General features: G+C 69.0%; 14 protein-coding genes. 4 read left to right on the top strand and 10 right to left on the bottom strand.

The window, feature by feature from the left end; all coding sequences use genetic code 11:
* Positions 1–268 precede the first annotated feature (268 nt).
* The 3 genes from KF907_RS03205 to KF907_RS03195 all read left to right on the top strand — a co-directional run bounded on the left by KF907_RS03205 (position 269) and on the right by KF907_RS03195 (position 7417).
* Positions 269–3538 (top strand): S41 family peptidase, encoded by a 3270-nt coding sequence (locus KF907_RS03205; RefSeq protein WP_291218128.1) that lies wholly within the window; start codon positions 269–271, stop codon positions 3536–3538.
* Between the two features lie 77 nt (positions 3539–3615).
* Positions 3616–3852 (top strand): YcgL domain-containing protein, encoded by a 237-nt coding sequence (locus KF907_RS03200; protein ID WP_291218126.1) that lies wholly within the window; start codon positions 3616–3618, stop codon positions 3850–3852.
* A 217-nt stretch (positions 3853–4069) separates the two neighbouring features.
* Positions 4070–7417 (top strand): ankyrin repeat domain-containing protein, encoded by a 3348-nt coding sequence (locus KF907_RS03195; protein ID WP_291218124.1) that lies wholly within the window; start codon positions 4070–4072, stop codon positions 7415–7417.
* 69 nt (positions 7418–7486) lie between these two features.
* Here the strand turns inward: KF907_RS03195 and KF907_RS03190 are convergent, their stop codons facing one another.
* From KF907_RS03190 to KF907_RS03145, 10 genes are read right to left on the bottom strand one after another with little or no spacing between them, the layout of a single operon-like run.
* Entirely contained in the window at positions 7487–8635 is a 1149-nt protein-coding gene (locus KF907_RS03190) for a glycosyltransferase family 4 protein (protein WP_291218122.1), read from the bottom strand.
* A complete protein-coding gene (locus KF907_RS03185) occupies positions 8635–9666 on the bottom strand; it encodes a GDP-mannose 4,6-dehydratase (RefSeq protein WP_291218119.1) in 1032 nt (343 codons plus the stop codon). Before KF907_RS03185 ends, KF907_RS03190 begins: the two co-directional genes overlap by 1 nt.
* A complete protein-coding gene (locus KF907_RS03180; protein WP_291218117.1) occupies positions 9663–11153 on the bottom strand; it encodes a glycosyltransferase family 2 protein in 1491 nt (496 codons plus the stop codon). Before KF907_RS03180 ends, KF907_RS03185 begins: the two co-directional genes overlap by 4 nt.
* On the bottom strand, positions 11143–13761 hold the full coding sequence (locus tag KF907_RS03175; protein ID WP_291218115.1) for a glycosyltransferase: 2619 nt from the start codon (positions 13759–13761) through the stop codon (positions 11143–11145). Before KF907_RS03175 ends, KF907_RS03180 begins: the two co-directional genes overlap by 11 nt.
* Positions 13761–14027, bottom strand: coding sequence for a hypothetical protein (locus KF907_RS03170; RefSeq protein ID WP_291218113.1), 267 nt, complete (start codon positions 14025–14027; stop codon positions 13761–13763). Before KF907_RS03170 ends, KF907_RS03175 begins: the two co-directional genes overlap by 1 nt.
* The gene (locus KF907_RS03165; protein WP_291218111.1) at positions 14024–14737 is read right to left on the bottom strand and encodes an ABC transporter ATP-binding protein; all 714 of its coding nucleotides are present in this window, start codon (positions 14735–14737) and stop codon (positions 14024–14026) included. The genes KF907_RS03170 and KF907_RS03165 overlap by 4 nt, the downstream gene beginning before the upstream one ends.
* Before the next feature lies 1 nt (position 14738).
* Positions 14739–15500 (bottom strand): ABC transporter permease, encoded by a 762-nt coding sequence (locus KF907_RS03160; protein WP_291218108.1) that lies wholly within the window; start codon positions 15498–15500, stop codon positions 14739–14741.
* A 55-nt stretch (positions 15501–15555) separates the two neighbouring features.
* Positions 15556–16902 (bottom strand): glycosyltransferase family 39 protein, encoded by a 1347-nt coding sequence (locus KF907_RS03155; protein WP_291218106.1) that lies wholly within the window; start codon positions 16900–16902, stop codon positions 15556–15558.
* A gap of 26 nt (positions 16903–16928) precedes the next feature.
* A complete protein-coding gene (locus KF907_RS03150; protein ID WP_291218104.1) occupies positions 16929–17636 on the bottom strand; it encodes a class I SAM-dependent methyltransferase in 708 nt (235 codons plus the stop codon).
* A 10-nt stretch (positions 17637–17646) separates the two neighbouring features.
* The gene (locus tag KF907_RS03145) at positions 17647–18120 is read right to left on the bottom strand and encodes a hypothetical protein (RefSeq protein WP_291218102.1); all 474 of its coding nucleotides are present in this window, start codon (positions 18118–18120) and stop codon (positions 17647–17649) included.
* A gap of 83 nt (positions 18121–18203) precedes the next feature.
* Here KF907_RS03145 and KF907_RS03140 point away from each other — a divergent pair, with 83 nt between their 5' ends.
* Positions 18204–19382, top strand: a complete 1179-nt coding sequence (locus KF907_RS03140) for a hypothetical protein (RefSeq protein ID WP_291218100.1) — start codon at positions 18204–18206, stop codon at positions 19380–19382.
* Positions 19383–19394 lie beyond the last annotated feature (12 nt).

Below are 19394 nucleotides of genomic sequence, written 5' to 3'. Positions count from 1 at the left end.
GCGAAACCGTCCAGTGAACGGGTCATGGGGATACGCCAGGGCGCAGGGATGCGACGTTGCCGAGGGACGCAGGGCGTCCCTGCGAGCGCCGGTCGGCCTCCCCCGTGCCGACCGGCGCGCCGTTTGACCGGCGCGCGCGCCCGGAACCTCCCGGCCGTGACGTCCGTACCGCTCGGGGCTTCACTGCAGGCGCCCATGCCTTCCGGCCCACGGGCCGGGCGAGGCCAGCATCTAGAATCGGTCGCCCATGCCAATCCGGGAGCTACCGATGCGTCGTTGCGTCTTGCCTGTCCTGCTCGCCCTGGCCGCCACCTCGAGCGTCGAGGCGATGCCGGCCGGTGATTCACGCCTGCTGCGTTTTCCCGACATCTGCGGCGACGCGATCACCTTCGTGCATGGTGGCGACATCTACTCGGTCGGCGCGACCGGCGGGACGGCGCTGCGCCTGACTTCGCATGCGGGCCAGGAGCTGTATCCGAAGTTCTCGCCGGACTGCCGTTCGATCGCGTTCTCGGCCGAGTATGACGGCACGCGCCAGGTCTACGTGATCGCATCCACCGGCGGCGTGCCGAAGCAGCTCACCTGGTACAACGACATCGGTGCGCAGCCGCCGCGCGGTGGCACCGACTACCGCGTGCTCGACTGGACGCCGGACGGGAAGAACATCCTCGTGCGCGCCAACCGCACGCCGACCGACGACCGCGGTGGACGACCGTATCTGGTGCCGGTCGACGGCGGCATGGAAACGCCGCTGGCCGTGCCGGAAACCGGCGGCGGCATGCTCTCGCCGGACGGCAGGCACTACGTCTACACGCCGATCGACCGCGAATTCCGCAGCTGGAAGCGCTATCGCGGCGGACGCGCGCAGGACGTGTGGAGCTATGACCTGGTCAATAACACCTCCAAGCGCCTGACCGATGACGCCGCCACCGACCATCAGCCGATGTGGGTGGGCGATACGATCTATTTCGTCTCCGATCGCAACTACACGCTGAACCTGTTCGCGATGTCTCCGGACGGTGGCACGCCGCGCCAGCTCACGCACTTCTCCGACTTCGACGTGCTCTGGCCGAGCGCGGGCCGCGACGCGATCGTGTTCGAGAACGGCGGTGCGATCTGGCGCTTCGATCCGAAAACGGAACAGGCCACCCAAGTGCCGATCCGCGTGACCGGCGATTTCCCCCAGACCGTGCCGGCCTGGAAGAATGTCGCCGCGCAGGTCGAGTCATATGACCTTTCGGCCGACGGCAAGACGATCGTGTTTGCTGCGCGTGGCGAGCTGTTCCGCGTGGCCGGCAAGGACAGAGACATCACCAATCTCTCGCACACACCCGATGCGCGCGAAATCGCCGTGACCCTGTCGCCGGACGGCAAGACCCTGGCATTCCTGTCCGACGCCAGCGGCGAATACGAGATCTACACCCAGCCATTGGCCGGTGGCGCGGCGAAGCGCGTCACCCATGACGGCGGCATCTGGCGCTTCGCGCCGGAGTGGTCACCGGATGGGCGTCACATCGCTTATGCCGACAAGCAGCAGCGCCTGCGCATCGTCGAGGTGGCAACCGGACGCACGCGCGAGGTCGACGCCAGCCGCAACGATGACATCACCGAATACACCTGGTCGCCGGATGGCCAGTGGCTGGCTTACACGCTGACCGCCGACACCCAGCTCACGCGCATCTGGCTGTACTCGCTGCAGGATGGCACACGCACGCCGGCGACCGAGGAAACCTCGCCGGCCTCGAATCCGGCGTTCTCGCCGGACGGCAAGCGCCTGTACTTCCTCTCCAGCCGCGACTACGCGCTGACCTTCAGCGCCTACGAATCGAATTACCTGTACACGAACGCCACGCGCATCTATGCGCTGCCGCTGGCTGCCGACGGCCCGTATCTGTTCCGCGACGGCGAGGCGACGAAGGCGGATGTGGGAGAAGGCGACAAGGGCAAGGGCAAGCGCAAGGCCGATACGCGGCCTTTCCCGTCCGTGCGAATCGACCTCGATGGGCTGGTTGGCCGCGAGCAGGCGCTGAAGGCGCCGAACGGCAGCTATGTCGCCCTGCACGCCAGCGCCGATGCGGTGTTCTACGCGGTCGGCGGCGAGGGCCGCGGCGGTGGCCGCAGCGAACTGCGCATGCTGCCGATCGAGGGCGACACGCCGGTGACGATCGCGCGCGGCCTCAACGGGGTACGCATCAGTGCCGACGGCAAGACGGTGCTGGCCCGCCAGGGCGACAAGTTCGCCCTGCTCGAAGCCAAGGCCGATCAGGATTTCGCCAAAGCCACGCTCGATCTGTCGCGCCTCAAGCTGCTGGTCGATCCGCGTCGCGAATGGAAGCAGCAGTTCACCGACGGCTGGCGCATCCTGCGCGACTGGTTCTACGACCCCGGCATGCATGGCGGCATCGAGCGCTGGAATGCGATCCGCGCGCGCTACGAGCCGCTGGTCGCCTATGTCGCCACGCGCCAGGATCTCGACTATGTGTTCCAGGAACTGGTGGGTGAACTCAATTCCGGACATGTCTACGTGCAGCAGGGCGACGAGCCGAAGATCGAGCGCACGCCGGGCGGCCTGCTCGGTGCCGACATCGTCGCCGACGCCTCGGGCTATTTCCGCATCGCGCGCATCTTCCCGGGCGAGAACTGGGATGCGCGCACGCGCTCGCCGCTGACCGAGGCCGGCGCGAACGTGCGTGAAGGGGAGTACATCCTGGCCGTCGACGGTGTCGATGCGCGCACGGTGAAGAACTTCTATCAGCTCATGCAGGACAAGGGCGAGCAGAACGTCGTGCTGCGTATCGCGGCGAAAGCCGGCGGCAGTGGCGCGCGCGACGTGCGCGTGAAGGCACTCTCATCGGAATACACACTGCGCTACAACGACTGGGTGGCGCAGCGGCGCGCCCTCGTCGATCGCCTGTCGAACGGCCGCATCGGCTACATCCACGTGCCGAACACCTCGCAGGATGGCAACCGCGAGCTATTCCGCGGCATGCTCGCCTATGCGCACAAGGATGCGCTGATCATCGATGACCGCTACAACGGTGGCGGCTTCATCCCCGATCGCATGATCGAACTGGTCGCACGCAAGCCGCTCAACCATTGGAAGCGCCGCGGTCTCGATCCGCAGGCCACGCCGCTGCTCTCTCACGACGGCCCCAAGGCGATGCTGATGAATGGCCTGTCGAGCTCCGGTGGCGATGCGTTCCCGTACTACTTCCGCAAGCTTGGCCTCGGCAAGCTGATCGGCACGCGCACCTGGGGGGGGCTGATCGGCATTTCCGGCAATCCCACGCTCGCCGACGGCGGCATGCTGCTCGCGGCGACGTTCCGTTTCATGGATACCGATGGCCGCTGGGCGGTGGAGAACGAGGGTGTTGCGCCGGATATCGAGGTGATCGATCGCCCCGAGCTGCTTGCCGCCGGCCGCGATCCGAGCATCGAGAAGGCGGTCGAGCAACTGCTGGGCGAGTTGGCCGCGCGGCCGCCGCGTAAACCGGTCGCGCCGCCGGCACCGGTCGATTTCGGCCAGCCGCAGAGATGACCGCGCCGGTGCGGGCGCTGTGGAAGGCGTCCGCACCGCGCTATCCTCCGCGCTCGTTCCCGCAGCCGGCGCGCCCCATGCAGTGTTTCGTCTACAAGAGCCGGCGCAAGGCCGAGACCTACCTGTTCCTGCGCGAGGAGGGCAGCTTCGGCGTATTGCCGGCCGAGCTTGTCGAACGTCTCGGCGAACTCGTCTTCGTCATCGAGATCGAACTCTCGCCGCAGCGCCAGCTGGCACGTGAGGACGTCGGCACCGTGATGGCCAACCTCGCCGCCCGCGGCTGGCACCTGCAGCTGCCGCCACCGCCGGTGTAGGAGCCCGTTCACGGGCGATGCTTTGCGGCGCGATCGACGAGAGCATCGCCCGTGAACGGACACCTGCGACGCTTCCACAAGATCACCCTGCGCATCCGCAAGCCTTGCGCGCATCGATATACTCGCGCCGACGCGGCCGAAACCGCGGCCTGGTTGAACAATGTCGAATCCCGCTGCCGCCCGTCCCCGATCGATCCTCGTTTCCCTGGCGCGTTTCTTGGCGGCGTTCGCGGTGTTCGCCCTGGCCCTGCCGTTCGCCCACCCACTGATCCTCATCGCCTTGCTGGCCGGCAACGCGCTGGTGTTGACCGCGACCTGTGCCGGGATCGGCTTCGACATGGACCTGCGCTATGCGCGCAGTGTCGCGCGGCGCGGGCTTGCCGGCCTGGTTGTGTTGACCCTCTACACCCTGTTCATCGCCGCGCTGCTGGCCGCACCGGCCTGGTGGCTGCTGCGCGAACCCTCGTTGCCGGCCGCGTTGACCCTGTCGGCGGCGGGCCTGCTGGCCGTGCTCGCGCTGTGGCGGCTGTGGCCGGCATTTGCCCTGCCGTTCGTGTGGGATGACGCCTATCCCGAGGCGGCGCAGGGCTCCTGGCTGCTTGCCGCACTGCGCCGTTCGCTGGCCTTTGCGCGGCACCTCACCGGCGAGCATGAACTGTTCTTTTCGCACGGCCTCGCCGCTGCGCTGGCCGCCTTTGTCGCATGCGGTGGCGCATTGGCCTTGGCCACGCTCGCGCCCGCACTGGCCGACGAACTGCGCGTCGTGCTGCTTGTGATCTATGCGTTGGCGGTGGTGCCGTTGGCCCAGCTGGTCATCGCCACGCGTTGCGCGAATGCCCTGCTCGCCGATGCACGCCGGCATCGTGTGCGCGGGCGCCGTGACGCGGGCGACGAGCCGGATGGTGGGGGCAATCCGGAGCTGCTGCCCGCCGGCGTTGGCATGCTCGAGCTCGGCGCGACCCTGCTCGCCGCCACGCGTTCGGGCCAGGTCGATCTGGCCCTGGCCGCCCTGCATCGCGGCGCCAACCCCGACACCCTGCCGCTGGCCAGCGACCGCGATCAGCGCAGCGTGCTGCTGCATGCGGTGATCCTGCCTGACCTGCGCCTGCTGCGCGGACTCATCGCCAAGGGCGTCGACGTCAATCGCGTGCACGGTGGCATGACCGCCCTGGTTGCAGCCACCCGCGGCAGCTATCAGGGGCGGCCCGATGCGATCATGACTCTGCTTGCGAACGGCGCCGATGCGCGCCTCGCCGATGCCGAGGGCAATACGGCGCTGCATCACGCCGCGCTGTGTGCCGAACCGAGTGTGGCGGCGCTGCTGCTGGATGCCGGTGCGCTCGTCGATGCGGTCAACCGCGAGGGGCATACGCCGCTCGACGTGGCCTGCGCGAACGGCAACTGGGTGCTCGCCGAATTCCTGCTCGAGCGCGGTGCGCGCAGCGAAGTCGAGCATGCCCACCCGGCGTTGCCGCTGGCCGCTGCGGTCACCGACGACGATGCGCGGGGCGTGCGCCTGCTGCTCAAGCGCAAGGCGCGAGTCGACGTACGCGGCCCGCTCGATCGGACGGCGTTGATGGCGGCGGCACTGGCCGGCCACGTGAGCATCGTCGAAGCCCTGCTTGGCAGCGGCGCCGGCGTCGACCTCGCCGATCGCCACGGCACCACGGCCCTGATGGAAGCCGCGCGCGCAGGGGCGGTGTCGGTGATCAATGCGTTGGCCAAGCGCAAAGCCGACCCCGACCGCATCGATGCGACCGGCCGCAGCGCGCTGATCATCGCCTGTACGTCGCGCCTGGCCAGTGACGAGACCGTGCGTGCACTGCTCGCGCTCGGCGCCGACCGCGGCATCACCGGGGCTGACGGCAAGCGCGCGCTCGATCATGCGGTGGCGAGTGGGCGCTGGCATATCGTCGCGCTGCTCGATCCGGCCTACCCGCTGCCGAGCAGCCTCGATGCGGCACACTCCGCGGAGGAGCCGGCCAACGCCGCGCATCTCGTCGACGCCCTGCGCTTCGGCCACTGGAACATCGCCGATACGTTCCGCGCGACGCTTGTCGACTGGCCGTCCGACGAAGTCGCTGCGCTTTGGCTCGCCCTGGCCGACGACAGTCAGTACAAGGCACGCGACTGGGTTGCCAATGCCGGTCTTGCCATCGATGCCCGCCTGCCGGATGGCCGCAGCCTGCTCGATGCCCTGGTCGACCTGCTGCCGTCGAGCGCGCAAGCGCTGGCGCAACTCGTCGCGCGTGGCGCGCCGGTCGGTGGTGCCGGCCTGGTCGCGCGCGTGCTCGCCGCGGCCCCGGCCAACGGTGGTCACGAGCCACTGGCGGCGCTCGCTGCCGACCTGGTCGAACGCGGCGCCGACATCGGCGGGCGCATCGGCGGCGACAGCCATGCCATCCATCTCGCCGCCGGCCTCGGCGATGCCGGCCTCGTCTCGACCCTGCTCGCGCGCGGCACCGATGCGAACCTGCGCGACGCGCGCGGACGCATGCCGCTGCACTTCGCCGCAAAGGCGCGTGGCGCGGCGGCGATCGCGGTGGCCCGTACCTTGATCCGCCATGGTGCCGATCCCGACCGGCCCGCGGCGAACGGCGAGACGCCGCTCGGGCTCGCCCTTGCGCGTGGCGACAGCGAACTCGTGCAGTGGCTCAACTGGCCGCGCTGGCGCCTGCCGCTGCGCGCGCTCGGTGCCAGGGATCTGCCTGCGGCGGCGGCGGCCGGCGACATCGAGGCGGTCGACAAGCTGCTCCTGCTCGGCATCGACATCGAGGCCGTGGATGCGCAGGGTGCGACCGCACTGATCCGTGCAGCCGGATCCGGCTACGCCGCCCTCGTCGCACGCCTGATCGATGCCGGCGCCGACCTCAGCCATGCGGCCGCATCCGGCGCGACCTGCTTGTCGGCGGCGATCGCCGCGCGCCGCGAAGCGGTCGTGCGCACCCTGCTCGAACGTGGCGTCGCAGCCGACCAGCGCCTGCCCGGTGGCGGCACTGCGCTGATGATGGCAGCCGCATTCGGCCTGCCGCACATGGTCGAGGCCCTGCTCGCGCACGGTGCGGACGCCAACGCGCGCGACGAACGCGGCAACACGCCGCTGCTGGCCGCCGCGCAGGCTGCCTTCGACAGCCGCGACAGCGCGACATGGGTGGCTGTGTTCGAAGCCCTGTTGCGTGCCGGGGCCAGGCGTGACACGACCAACCCGGCTGGCCAGACCGCGCTGTTGCTCGTGCTCGGCGCGCGTGCCGAGCCAGGCGCATCCTGCGACGCCCAGCATCTGTGTCACCTCACCCGCGTCCTGGTCGAAGCCGGTGCGGCGGTCGATGTGCAGGACCAACGCGGCGTCAGCCCACTGCATGCCTGCGCGATGCACGGCCTGCTCGGCGTGGCCCGTCTGCTCAAGGCGCACGGCGCATCGACCGACCTCGCCGACGGCTTCGGCCGCAGCGCCGGCGATGTCGCCGCCCTGCTTGGCTATGTCGACGTCGCCGCCGAGCTCGGCGTCGTTCGCCAGCCGGTGCCGAGTGCGCGATTGACGTTGCGCAGGCGGGTAACCGATTAAGCCGGGAATGGGAAATAGGGAATCGGGAATGGAAGATCAAAAGCATTGCTTCCGATCATTCCCGATCCCCTATTCCCCATTCCCGGCAACTTCTTCATAGACCGCCACCGTCTCGTCCACACACCGCGACCACGGGAACTGCTGCGCATGCAGGGGTCCACGCGTGATGGCGCCGCTGCGCCAGGGTTCGTCGTCGAGGATGCGTTCGAGGCCGTTGCGCAGGGCGTCCTCGTCGAGCGGGTCGACCCCGAGGGCGATGTCGACACCGACTTCCGGCAATGAGGAAACATTCGAGGTCAGCACCGGCACGCCGCTCGCCATCGCCTCGAGCACAGGCAGGCCGAAACCCTCGTACAGCGACGGGAACGCGAAGGCGCGCGCACCGGCATAGATCAACGGCAGCGCGTTCTCGTCGACGTAGCCGAGCCGCCGTGCCGCACCGCTCGCCTCGAGCGGACCGAGGGTGCGTTCGAGTTCCTTGTTGAGCCAGCCACGCGCACCGACGATGACCAACGGTGAGTGCCTGCGCAGCGCGGCCGGCAGGGCGGCGTAGGCGCGCACCAGCCGCACCAGGTTCTTGCGCGGCTCCTGGGTGGCCACGACGAGCAGGTAAGCGCCGGCGACGAGACCATGAACGGCGAGTGCCGCGTCGAGTTCGTCGTTCCCGCGCGGCCGATAGGACGGATCGACGCCGAGCGCGACCGTGCGCAACTTCGCACGCGGCACGCCGAGGCGGAGGTGGATCTCGTCGGCGATGAAGCGAGAATCGGTGAGCACGACTGCGGCGCGCTCGAGCGTGCGGGGCAGATGGCGTTCGAGGAAGCGCACCCGTTCGACCGGATGCGTTTCTGGATAGTTGAACGCGGACAGGTCGTGCACGGTCGTCGCGCTCGGCCCGTCGAACGGCATCAGCACGTAGTTCGGCGTGTGCAGCAGGTAACCGCGCAGGCGCCGCGTATGCGCACGGAACAGCGCTGCACGCAGATGCGTGTAGAGCTCGAGCGCCTGTGTCTTGAACGGGATGCTGCGACGAAGCTGGGCGATGGTGCGGTTCGCGGCGAGCGCGTGGGCAGGGTCGTCGACCCAGCGGAACGCGGAATACAGGCGCAGTTCCTCGACCGCGGCGTGACGAGCCAGGCCATGGGCGAGTTCGAGTGCGTAGCGGCCGATGCCGGTCAGCGGCGCGGTGATCGCGTCGACGTTGAGAATGACGCGCATCAGCCGCCCTGCATGGCGCGCTCGCGCGCGAGATCGGCTTCGACCATGCGCCGGGTCAGTTCGGCGAGGCCGACGCGCGGCGCGAAACCGAGTAGCTTGCGCGCCTTGTGCGCGTTGCCGACCAGCAGCGGCGCGTCGACCGGACGCAACAGGGTCGGATCGACGCGCACGCGCACGCGACCGTCGCGACGGTCTCGCGCGGTTTCGGCGAGGCCCTGTCCCGACCATTCCAGCTCGATGCCGGCGGCGGCGAACGCGGCAGTGGCGAATTCGCGCACGCTCGCCGCATGGCCGGTGGCGAGCACGTAGTCATCGCCCGGTTCGCGCGCGCCCATGGCGACCAGAGCATCCATGTATTCGGGCGCGTAGCCGAAGTCGCGTTGTGCGTCGAGGTTGCCGAGCGCGATGTCGTGCTCGCGGCCAAGCGCGATGCGTGCCGCAGCGCGGCTGATCTTGCGCGTGACGAAGGCTTCGTCGCGCAGCTCCGATTCGTGGTTGAACAGGATCGCACTGCTCGCGGTGAGGCCGAAGCTGGCACGCCAGGCACCGATCGCGGCATGCGCGACGAGCTTGGACAGGCCGTAGGGCGAGGCGGCCTGTGGCGGTGTCGTTTCGTCCTGCGGTGCCGGCGCGGTGCCGAAGATCTCTGCGCTGGCGGCGAGCACGAAGTGGCTGTCAGGCGCGTGCCGGCGCATCGCCTCGAGCAGGTTCAGGGTGCCGATGCCGTTGACGGCGACGCTGCCGAGCGGGTCGCGGAACGAGTCGGCCACGCGAGATTGTCCGGCCAGATGGTAGATCACATCCGGTGCGATGTCGGCGACGAGCTGGCGGCAGGCTGCGGCATCGCCGGGGTCGAGTGCGACCAGGCGCAGGCGCGGGTGTGCGGCGATACCGAGTTCGTCGAGTCGCCAGTTGCCGGCCGTGCTCGACGGCCGATGCGTGCCGATCACCTGCACGCCGTCTTGCAGCAGGCGTGCGGCGAGCCAGGCACCGTCTTGTCCACCAATGCCGGTGACGAGCGCGAGGGTCATGCGCGGGGATCCGGAAAACTGCGCGAGGCGCAAACGGCGACGGTGTAGCCGTTCGTGCCGGCCGACGCAAGCACATCGGTGACAGCGATGCCGAGGCGTTGGGCCTGCACGCGCAGGGCTACGGCTGCCGGCGAAGCATCCTCACCGAGGTCGACCAGTTCGATCGCCGCGTATTCGAGCCAAGCGGCGAGGCTGGCCGCATCGGTGCCGATGCGCTCCTCGCGCGTGGCGCCGTCGTCGTCATGCGTGACGATCAGTGCAGCGTCGCGCCAGTCCGCCTGCCACGCTTCGAATGCTGTGGGCACCGCGTCGACAGCACCGAACACGAGCGCGCGCGGGCGCGCGCGCCAGCCGCGTTCGGCCAGCGCGTAGCAGCGCCGCACACGCCAATCGAGCACGCGCCGTGCGAACGAATGCAAGGTGGCGCCGACCTCGCGTTCGTAATCCGGCCAACGTTCGCGCAGCACGGCCATGCCGGCGCGGCCGAGCGCTTGACGGCGCTCAGCGCCGAAACTCTGGCTGCGTGCGTGATGGACGAAGACATTGCCGGCGATGACATGACGCCAGCCGCGCGCGCTGGCGCGCTGGCAGAAATCGTTCTCCTCGCCGTAGCCCTGCGGAAAGGCGGCCTCGTCGAGCATGCCGACGGCATCGATGACGGCACGGCGGATGTACAGGCAGAAGCCGTTGCCGGTCGGCAGTTCGGGATAGGCATGGCCGGCCTGTTGCCACAGCGCGCGTGCGGTGTCGGCGACCGACCACGCCGGTGGCGGCGGGTTGGCGCGTTCCAGCTCGGGTACGGAAAACGCGCCGGCGTTGTCCGACACCGCCGTCGCCGTGGCGATGGCGTCGCCAGCATGCACGGCCCGACGCAGGCCGGTCAGCCAGTTCGGTCCGACCACGGTGTCGGCATTGAGCAGGACCACGTCGGCATCACCGGCTTCTGCGATGCCGCGGTTGGCGGTTGCGGTGAAACCGAGGTTGCGCGCATTCGCCAGCACGCGCACGCCGGGGCGGCCTTCCAGGCCGGCGAGCAGCAGGGCGATCGCCGGGTCGGTGCTGGCATCATCGATGACGAGCAGGCGCGTGCGCCCGCTGGTGTGGGCGAGCACGCTGTCCAGACAGGCGCGCACGGCGTCCGGCGCGTTGTACACCGGCACGATGACCACGACTTCGGCGCGCATCGGTTCGGCCTCGAAGGCCACCCTGCGGCTGCCGTCATCGTGTGCGGCGAAGCTGCACGGGGCCGTCCCGATTTCGCGCGGCCACAGCACTTCGCCGTCGCGCGCGCTGCGGATGCACGGCGAGAACTCATCGCGGCCGCTCGGCGTGAATGGCAGGTCGAGACCGAGGCGGCCGTCGCCATCGGCTTCGATGTCGCAGAACCAGTGGCCGTCGATGTCCAGCGCGACGCGTGGGCCCCAGGCAGGCGGAATCTCCAGCCGCTGCCCATCCCATCGCGGTTGTGCGAAGGCTTCAGCCACCATCGGCGAGGTCGAGGATCGAGCGGTCGGCGAGCGCCGACCGCAGCGTGGACTGCGCGGGACTCAGGGCATCGGCCGGCAGGGTCGACGGCGCGCGCGCGGGCGCTTCGATCCAGGCGCGGATCGTCGCCGCATCGGGCCGGTGCAGGCCTTGCACGCCGGCAGCGACGAGCTCGTCGAACAGGCGCCGGGCGGTGGTGACCGGATCGGCGAGCAGGGCGTCGTAGTCGACCAGCACGCGCTTCCAGCCGGTGCTCGTGGCGAAGGCCTCGCGCGTGTAGTGCTCCCACAGGGCGAGTGCCTCGTCGCGGTCCATGGCGTCGCGGCGTGCAAGCGATTCGGCGACGGCGAGCGGTTCGCGCGCGACGTGCACGAACACCGGATGGGTCAGCAGCGGCAGCAGTTCGCGCGCGAGCAGGCACAGGCGCGGTTCCTTGATGAACCACGGACGCCGTCCGTCGAGCGTATCCAGCACGGCGGCGGCTTCGCGGCGGAATGCGTCGATCGCGGCCGGCGGCGCTTCGCGCGGCGGCCGTTTCCAGTCGCCGCCGGCCGCTTCGAGGCGGCGCAGGCAGGCCATGTGCAGTTCGCCGTGCTCGAAGTGGCCCTTCGGATTGTCGTCGCCGCGCAGCAGGCGCTCGGTCGGTCCTGGCCAGGCGCCGAACAAGGCGAGCAGGCCGCCGACGCTCGACGTGCCCGAACGGTGCATGCCGAGCACGACGATCTGGCCGGAAGGTTGCGTGGTATCGGCGGGGCGGTGGGGCGGTGGGCGCGGGGCTGCGGGTTTCAGCACGCCGGCTTCGTCGAGTCGTTCGACGAGACGATCAGCGCCGGCATCGAGCCCATGCCCCTGCGCAAACTGCAACGCCTGATCGCGTGCGTGGCGCCCGCGTTCGCTGCGTTCCTCGAATGCAGCACGCAGTGCTCGTGCCAGCGTCTCCGGGTCGACGTCGATCCAGCCAGCCCGGCCGGTTCGGCCACTGGCCCGATCGGTCACATGGGCGACCGCATGCCCCCACTGCATGACCAGTGCGTGTTGGCTGCCGTACGCAGGGGCGATGAGAGGTCGACCCGAAGCGATCGCACGGCGCGCATCGAGATCCCAGCCGCCGCCACGGCGCGCGCTTGCATAGGCGTCCGCGGCGGCGAACAGCCGGCCGCGTTGGTAGCGCGGAAAGCCGGTGCCGGCGAGCAGGCGCACGCAGCCGCCATTGAGAGGGGTGAGCAACGGTGCCAGCGCCTCGCGGATCGCGAATTCATCGTCGCTTGGCTCGATGTAGAGCAGGAGTTCGACTGGATCGCTGGCCTCGAAGGCGCGGCGGAAGGCGCGCACCAGCACGTCCGGGGCATCGCGTTCCAGTTCGCTGGCAATCGAAAGGAACACGTAGCGGCAATCGCTGCGGCGTGGGGATGGCACATCGGGATGAAAGTAGTCGATGTCGATGCCGGGATCGAGCACGTCGATGCGCGTGCGGATGCCGGAGCGGCGGAACACATCGGCTTGGTGCTCGTCGGGAACGAACAGGCGGTCATAGGCGTTGCCGGCAAGGACCTCGTCCTCTCCAAGCCGCAGATCCTCACTGAAAGCGAGGGCGGTATGCAGTCGTGCCGGCACCGGCGCCGCGGTGAGGCGCGGCAGGCACGCCAGACTGATATCTGGTGTGCCCTCCTGCGTGCGTGCGGCCGCCAGGGCGAGGCGGTAGTCGGTGATCTCCGCGAGTTCGGCGCGGCTGCCCGACGCATAGCTCATGCGCAAGCCGCGCGCGTCGAGACGCCAGACGAGGTCACGGGTGAAATCGGCGCTGGCATGGATGTGGCGTGTCGGACCGGTCCAGTGCAAGGAGCCACGTCGCAGGTCACGCAGGCGTTGCTGCCAGCGCGCCGCGAACGCAGCCTTGCTGTCCTCCCAAAGCCGTTTGCGGAAGCCACCGTCGTCGCGCGTCGAGCCATGCTGCACGTGCCGCAGTGTGACTGCGCCGGCGGTCACGGTGGCGATGCCCGCGTCGGCGGCGCGCAGGCAGTAGTCGGTGTCTTCGAAATAGCTGTGGAAGACCTCGTCGAGCCCACCGATGCGTTCGAGGCAGTCGCGGCGGATGTAGGCGACGGCGAAGGCGATGCCCTGGACATGGCGCAGGCGCCGGTACTGGCCGACGTCGCGCTCCTGGATGCCGGACTCGGTCTGCTGGCCCCACAGCGTCTCCGGCTCGATGAAGCTTGCCAGATGACGGAGGTGATCGTCCCCGGCAGCGCCGAGCAGGCGGCAGCCGACGATGCCGTGGTCGGCACGCGCATAGGCCGCGTCGCGCAAGCGGCCGAGCCAGTCGCGTTGGGTGAACTCCAGGTCGTTGTTGAGCAGCACGACATCGTCGCCGGGGCGTGCGGCGTCGATGCCGGCGTTCATGCCACGCACGAAACCGAGGTTTTCCTCGAGGCGCACGATGCGCACGCGACCGGCGAAGTCGGCCAGCGCCGATGGCGTATCGTCGCTGGAGCCGTTGTCGACGACGATGATCTCGGCGCCATCGAGATCCGTCCCGAGCAGGGTGTCGAGGCAGTTCCGGGTCAGCGGCCACTGGTTCCAGGCCAGCACGATGAGCGCGGTGCCGCGCATCACGGACCACCCGTCCGCCAGATCGACGCCAGCAGGTTGTCGAGCTCGTCGGTCGCGTAACTGCCGGGCGAGGTGAGCAGCAGATTGGCACAGGCTTGCACACGCGGATCGCCCGCCTCGACCAGGGCGCGCACGTGTGCAAGATGCTCGGGAACTGCGACATCCGGCGTGTCGACGCCACGCGCGGCCGCGACGAGCAGCTCGCATGGCGTGCAGCCGAGGCGTTGGGCCAGCGCGACGAGGCGAATGGCGTCCTCGCGCATCATTTCGGTGCTTCCGGCGATGCCAGATGCAGCTCGCGGCGATAGGCTTCGTATACCGCGTCGCGGTCACCCTCGAGCACGCTGCGTCCGTGTTCGATCCACAACAACCGATCACACAATCCGGTCACCTGCTTCTCGTCATGGCTGACCAACACGACCGTCTGGCCCTGGCGCATGCGCTCCTTCAGCGCGTTGCCGGATTTCTCCTGGAACTCGGCATCGCCGACGGCGAGCACCTCGTCGATCAGCAGCACGTCGGGCTCGGCCTGGATCGCCACTGAGAAGCCGAGGCGCATGACCATGCCGGAAGAGTAGCTGGCGATCGGCTGGTCGAAGAAATCGCCGAGTTCGGAGAACTCGCGGATCGCCGGCAGGCGCGCGACGATGTCGCGCTGGCGCAGGCCGATCATCAACCCGGACAGGATCGCGTTGTCGCGCCCGGACAGGTAGGGCACGAAGCCGAGCGCGAGCGCGAGCAACTGACATGACGCGGCGCCACGCTTCACCGCGCCGCGGTCCGGCGCAAGGATGCCGGCGAGCACGCGCAGCAGGGTGCTCTTGCCGGCACCGTTGCGGCCGATCACGCCGAGTCGCTCGCCACGTCGGAGTTGCAGGCTGACGTCTTCCAGTGCCCAGAACGCACCGCTGCCGAGCCGCCGCTGTGCGTTGAAGGCAACGCCGACGTGATCGAGTTCGATGAGGGTATCCGACATCTCAGGCCGCCAGTTTCGGATAGCGCGGTGCAAGCCGGCGCACGACCAGGATGCCGATCATGCAGACCACCGCCGAGATCGCCGCCACCTTGGCCAGGGCCATCCAGTCCGGCCATTCGCCACGCATGAGTACGCCCCGCGTGGCATCGACCAGGGTGGCGACCGGGTTCAGCGCAAAGATCTCGCGCAGCGGCGAGCGCAACTGGCCCAGCGAGAACACCACGCCGGACAGGAACATCACCATGGTCAGCACCTGTTCGATGACGAAACGCAGATCCGGGACCAGTGGCACGATCGCGGCGACCAGGAAGCCGGCACCGGCGGCAAACAGGAACACCGTCACGAACAGCACGGGCAGGGCGAAATAGGCCAGGTTCGGTGGGTAGCCAGCGACCCACAGGATCACCAGCAGCAGGGCGAAGATGTAGAAGAACTTGATGGTGTCGGCGAACATCTGCACGAGCGGGAACACCAGCACGGGCAGGCGGGCCTGGCGGATCAGGCCGAGATTGGTCCAGATCGCGTAGCCACCGTGCGTGATGCACGACTTCATCCATTGCCAGACGGTCAGGCCGATCAACAGGAACGGCAGATAGTCGGGACCGCCGGTCTTCAGGATGAACTCGAAGACGAGCCAGAACGCGGCCATCATCATCGCCGGCTCGGCGACCCACCAGATCAGGCCGAGATAGCTGCGCGCCCGCTCGGCGCGCAGTTCTGCGTAGGTGCTGAAGCGGATCAGTTCGAAAACGTGCTGATGCATGGACAGGGGCCGCGGAAAGGCGCGCGCAGGATACCGGAATGCCCGTCCGACCCGCTCATCGGCAATTGCCGTCGAGCCAGGGGCCGAGGAAAGCCAGGGCAAGGAGGACGGCTGCAAGCAGGCCGCCAAGCGCGAGGCGGGCCGGGGTGGTGGCCAGCACCGGGCTCGCTTCGTGGTCACGCATCGCCAGCACGGCGCCGCCGAAGACGCACAGGAACGGCAGCATCTGGAACAGATAGCGCTGCATCACGTGCAGGCCGAGGTAGAGCGCAAGCTGGTAGAGCAGGAAGGCGGCGATGAACAGAGCGAGCGGCTCTCGCCAGCGTCGCCACAGGGCGATGCCGAACGCACAGGCAGCCAGGGTCAGCGCGTGCCAGAGCATCGCGCCGGTGGCGATCCACGGCGTCAGCGATGTTGCCCGGTAAGCGCCCAGGCGTCCGGCACAGGCCTCGCCCGGCAGTTGCGAGACGAGCAGGGTCTTGGCGTTGAACAGGCGGAAATACTGCGTGCCGAGCTGGTCGGCGAGCACGTCGCCGAGGCCGCGTTCGGCAATCGTTTCGCGCACGCGATCGAGATAGAGCGCATTGCGTGCCTGTGGTGTGTCCGCGCTGGCGAGGAAGGCCTTCAATGCCGGCGCGCCGGCTTCGTCGATGTAGTCGCTGCGGCTGCGGTCGGCGAGGCCGACATCGAGGTTGTAGATCGAACTGTCGGCGATCAGCGGGCGTCCGGTTTCGACGTAGCCCTTCCACAGCACCGGCGCCGTGGCGGCGAGCAGGCCGGCGACGAACAGCGCCGCGCCGCCCCATTGGACGACACGGCGGCCGTCGCGGCGCTCGACGAAGGCGAACAGCAGCAGCGGCCAGAAGGCGCCGAGCAGGCTCTTGAACAGCAGGGCCAGGCCGACCAGCAGGCCGGCGACCGCTGCATGCCAAGCGTGGCGCGACGATGATCCGAACAACAGGAGCAGGGCGCCGAGCAGGCAGGCCAGGTGGGTGACTTCCGGCCACAGCCAATGCGCCTGCGCGATCGTCGTCGGATTGAGCAGGAACAGCAGGGTCGCGGCGGTGGCCGCGCGTGCGCCGACGAGCGGCCGACACAGGCGCATGAGCATCCATGCGCAACCGAGGAGCAGGGCGATCTGCACGATCTGCACGGCAAGGACATGTGTGCCGAACACGCGGTAGGCAGCGGCGAGGAACCAGGTCTGGCCCGGCGGCCAGATGAAGGTCTCCGGCACAGGCGTGCCGGCGAGCAGGGCCAGCGCACGTCGGTTGTAGTCGAACTCGTCACCGATCAGCGGTTTCGGCGGTTCGCCGTGGTAGAGCCACAGCAGGATCGCATTGGCTGCGAGCCAGGCGATCGCGGCCACGACCAGCCAATGCCTGCGCAGCGGCCGGGCCATGGTGTCGACGACCGCGTCCACCGGCTTCAGCGCGCGCGGAACAGGATCATGCGCTGGCCGCGCGGATGGCCGAAGTCACCGATCAGTTCGGCGTCGAGGCCGGCGCGTGCGGCCAGGGTCGCCAGTTCGTCGAACGACTGATGGAACGGATCGTTCGCGTAATGCGTGGTGATTTCGCCGGGCGGCTGCACCAGCGATGCCAGGTGTGCGCTGTGTGGCGCCTCGAAGAAGGTCACGTAGAAGCGTCCGCCCGGTGCGAGTACCTCGGCAACGCGCGCCAGACAAACCTGGATGTGGTTGGCGTAGAGATGCGTTATCAGCGATACCGCGATCGCCATGTCGAAGCGCTGGCCGAATTGGGCGACGTCGAAGTTGCCGTCGGCGAGCAGGGCTGCACCGCGGTCGGCGAGCCCGGCCAGGGCAAGCTCGTGATGGCCGGCCTCGATCAGCGAGGCATTGGCGTCGAGTCCGCAGTAGTGGCCCGGTTCGAGGTATCGCACGAAATGCACGCCGCCGCGCAGCGCGCCGCAGCCGACATCGAGCAGACGGTGTTGCGGCTCGAGTCCCTGTGCACGCAGGAACTCGAACTGCAGCCGGCCGATGTCGTCCCACATCGCGCCGACCATCGTGCGGTGTTCTCCGCGGCGGATGTCCTCGGCGTCGAGTGCGCGCCAGTAGCCGTTGACGCCGCGCATCGACGCGGCGGTCGCGTCGACGGGCTGCTCGCCTGCCATCGCGGCGGCCTCAGCCGGCTTTCGGCGAACGCTTGGCAGGCGCCTTGAACGTCGGCGTGAACTTCTCGCGCACGCCGGAGGTGCTGATCGACTCGATGTAGTACCAGTAGTCCTTGCATGGATCGATCGTGTCGTCACGGAACTGGTACTTCTGTGTTTCGTCGGTCGTGCCTGCGCCAAGGATCGGATCGGCGTTGAGCTTGGTGAACTCGCCGTCCTCGCTCTCGCTGCGGTAGACCTCGAAGCCGAAGTTGTCCTGCTCGCTGGCCAGCGTCCATTTCGGCGTGTTGGCGATGCGTTCCTCGGCCGGCAGGGCGGACTGGTCACCGCAGGTGCCTTCCGGCGGCTTGACCGGCGCGGCTTCGGCCGGCGCAGGGGCTTCGGTTGGCGCCGGCACGGCAGCGACTGGCTTCTCGTCGGGTGGCGGCGCGTCACATCCGGCCAGCACGAGGGCGATGACGCTGCAAAGGACAATCGGACGCATGGGGAACTCCAGAATGAATGAATGGTGCTGGCGTACGGGAGCCGCACTGGACAAGACCAAGCTCCGCCAACGATAGTGCGCGCATGCTGCCGCTGGCAACCCGAACCGCCGCATGCCTCACGCGTGTGCGGATCGCGCCCTCTCTCCTCCAGGTCCTGCTTGCCGTCGCCCTGCTGTCGACGGCGGTTCCCACGCGCGCTCTCGAGGCCACCCTCGAGGTCACGCCGGCTGGTGAGCTGTTTCCCGCGCTGGAGCTGTCGCAGGCAGGCGTGGACACCGGCAGTGGCCTGTTGCGTGTGCGCCTGGCGGGCGTCTCGCCACCGCAGCGCGTGCGCGTGCGCATCGACACGCCGGGCCTGGTCGAACCAACCGTCATCGAGACCGTGGTCGACGGCACGCAGGTGCTGCGCCCACGCCTGGACTGGGATATCTCGGCACTGCGTGCGCTCTCCACCACGCGCACGCAAACGCTCGAAGCGAGCATCGAGCGACCCGGCCAGCCGCCGCTCGTGCGTCGCGCCAAGGTGCGGGTGCATCCGCTCGACGAGGCGTTGTACTTCGTCCGCGACGGCGACGCGCGCATCGATCTCGGCTTCATGTTCGCGGCCTGGGTCGACCCGCAGTCGCCAGTCGTTGATGACCTGCTTGCGCTCGCGCGCCGCATCGATCCCGGCCTGCCGACGCAGGCAAGCGACGCAGCGGCGCGCCGGCGCCAGGCGCGCGCGGTCTGGCTGGCGCTCGAACGCCGAGGCCTGCGTTACGCCGACGACGGCGCCGGCATCAGCCAGGGCCCGGTGATCTACAGCCAGCGCGTGCGCCTGCTCGCCGACACCTGGGACGAGCGCGTGGCCAACTGCCTCGACGGCAGTGTGCTGATCGCCTCGGCGCTCGAGCGGCTCGGCATCCGCACCATGCTCGTGCTCGTGCCGGGACATGCCTTCGTCGGTTTCTACACTGACGATGGCACGCGCCACGCCGAGTTCCTCGAAACCACCCTGCTTGGCCGTCGCCTGCGCGAGCGTGCTGGCGACGCTGTCGATCGCGACGCCGTGGCCGCGGCCGGTTTCGATGCGGCCCTCGCCGCCGGGCGCACGCGCTACCGTCGCGCGGAGGCGCGCCTCGACGGCCGTCACCGACCCAACTATGCGGTCATCGACATATCGATCGCACGCAGCTATGGCATCATGCCGCTCGCCGTCGATCGGAGCGCTCCCGCCGGCCCCGTCATGGCACCCGCCGCGCCCCCCTTCGCCCACGACTGACCAGCACTGTCG

It is taken from the genome of Dokdonella sp. (assembly GCF_019634775.1).
In the GTDB taxonomy this organism is placed as follows: Bacteria; Pseudomonadota; Gammaproteobacteria; order Xanthomonadales; family Rhodanobacteraceae; genus Dokdonella.
Note: the sequence above shows the minus strand (reverse complement) of the source record. Positions and strands in the feature narration are given on the sequence as shown.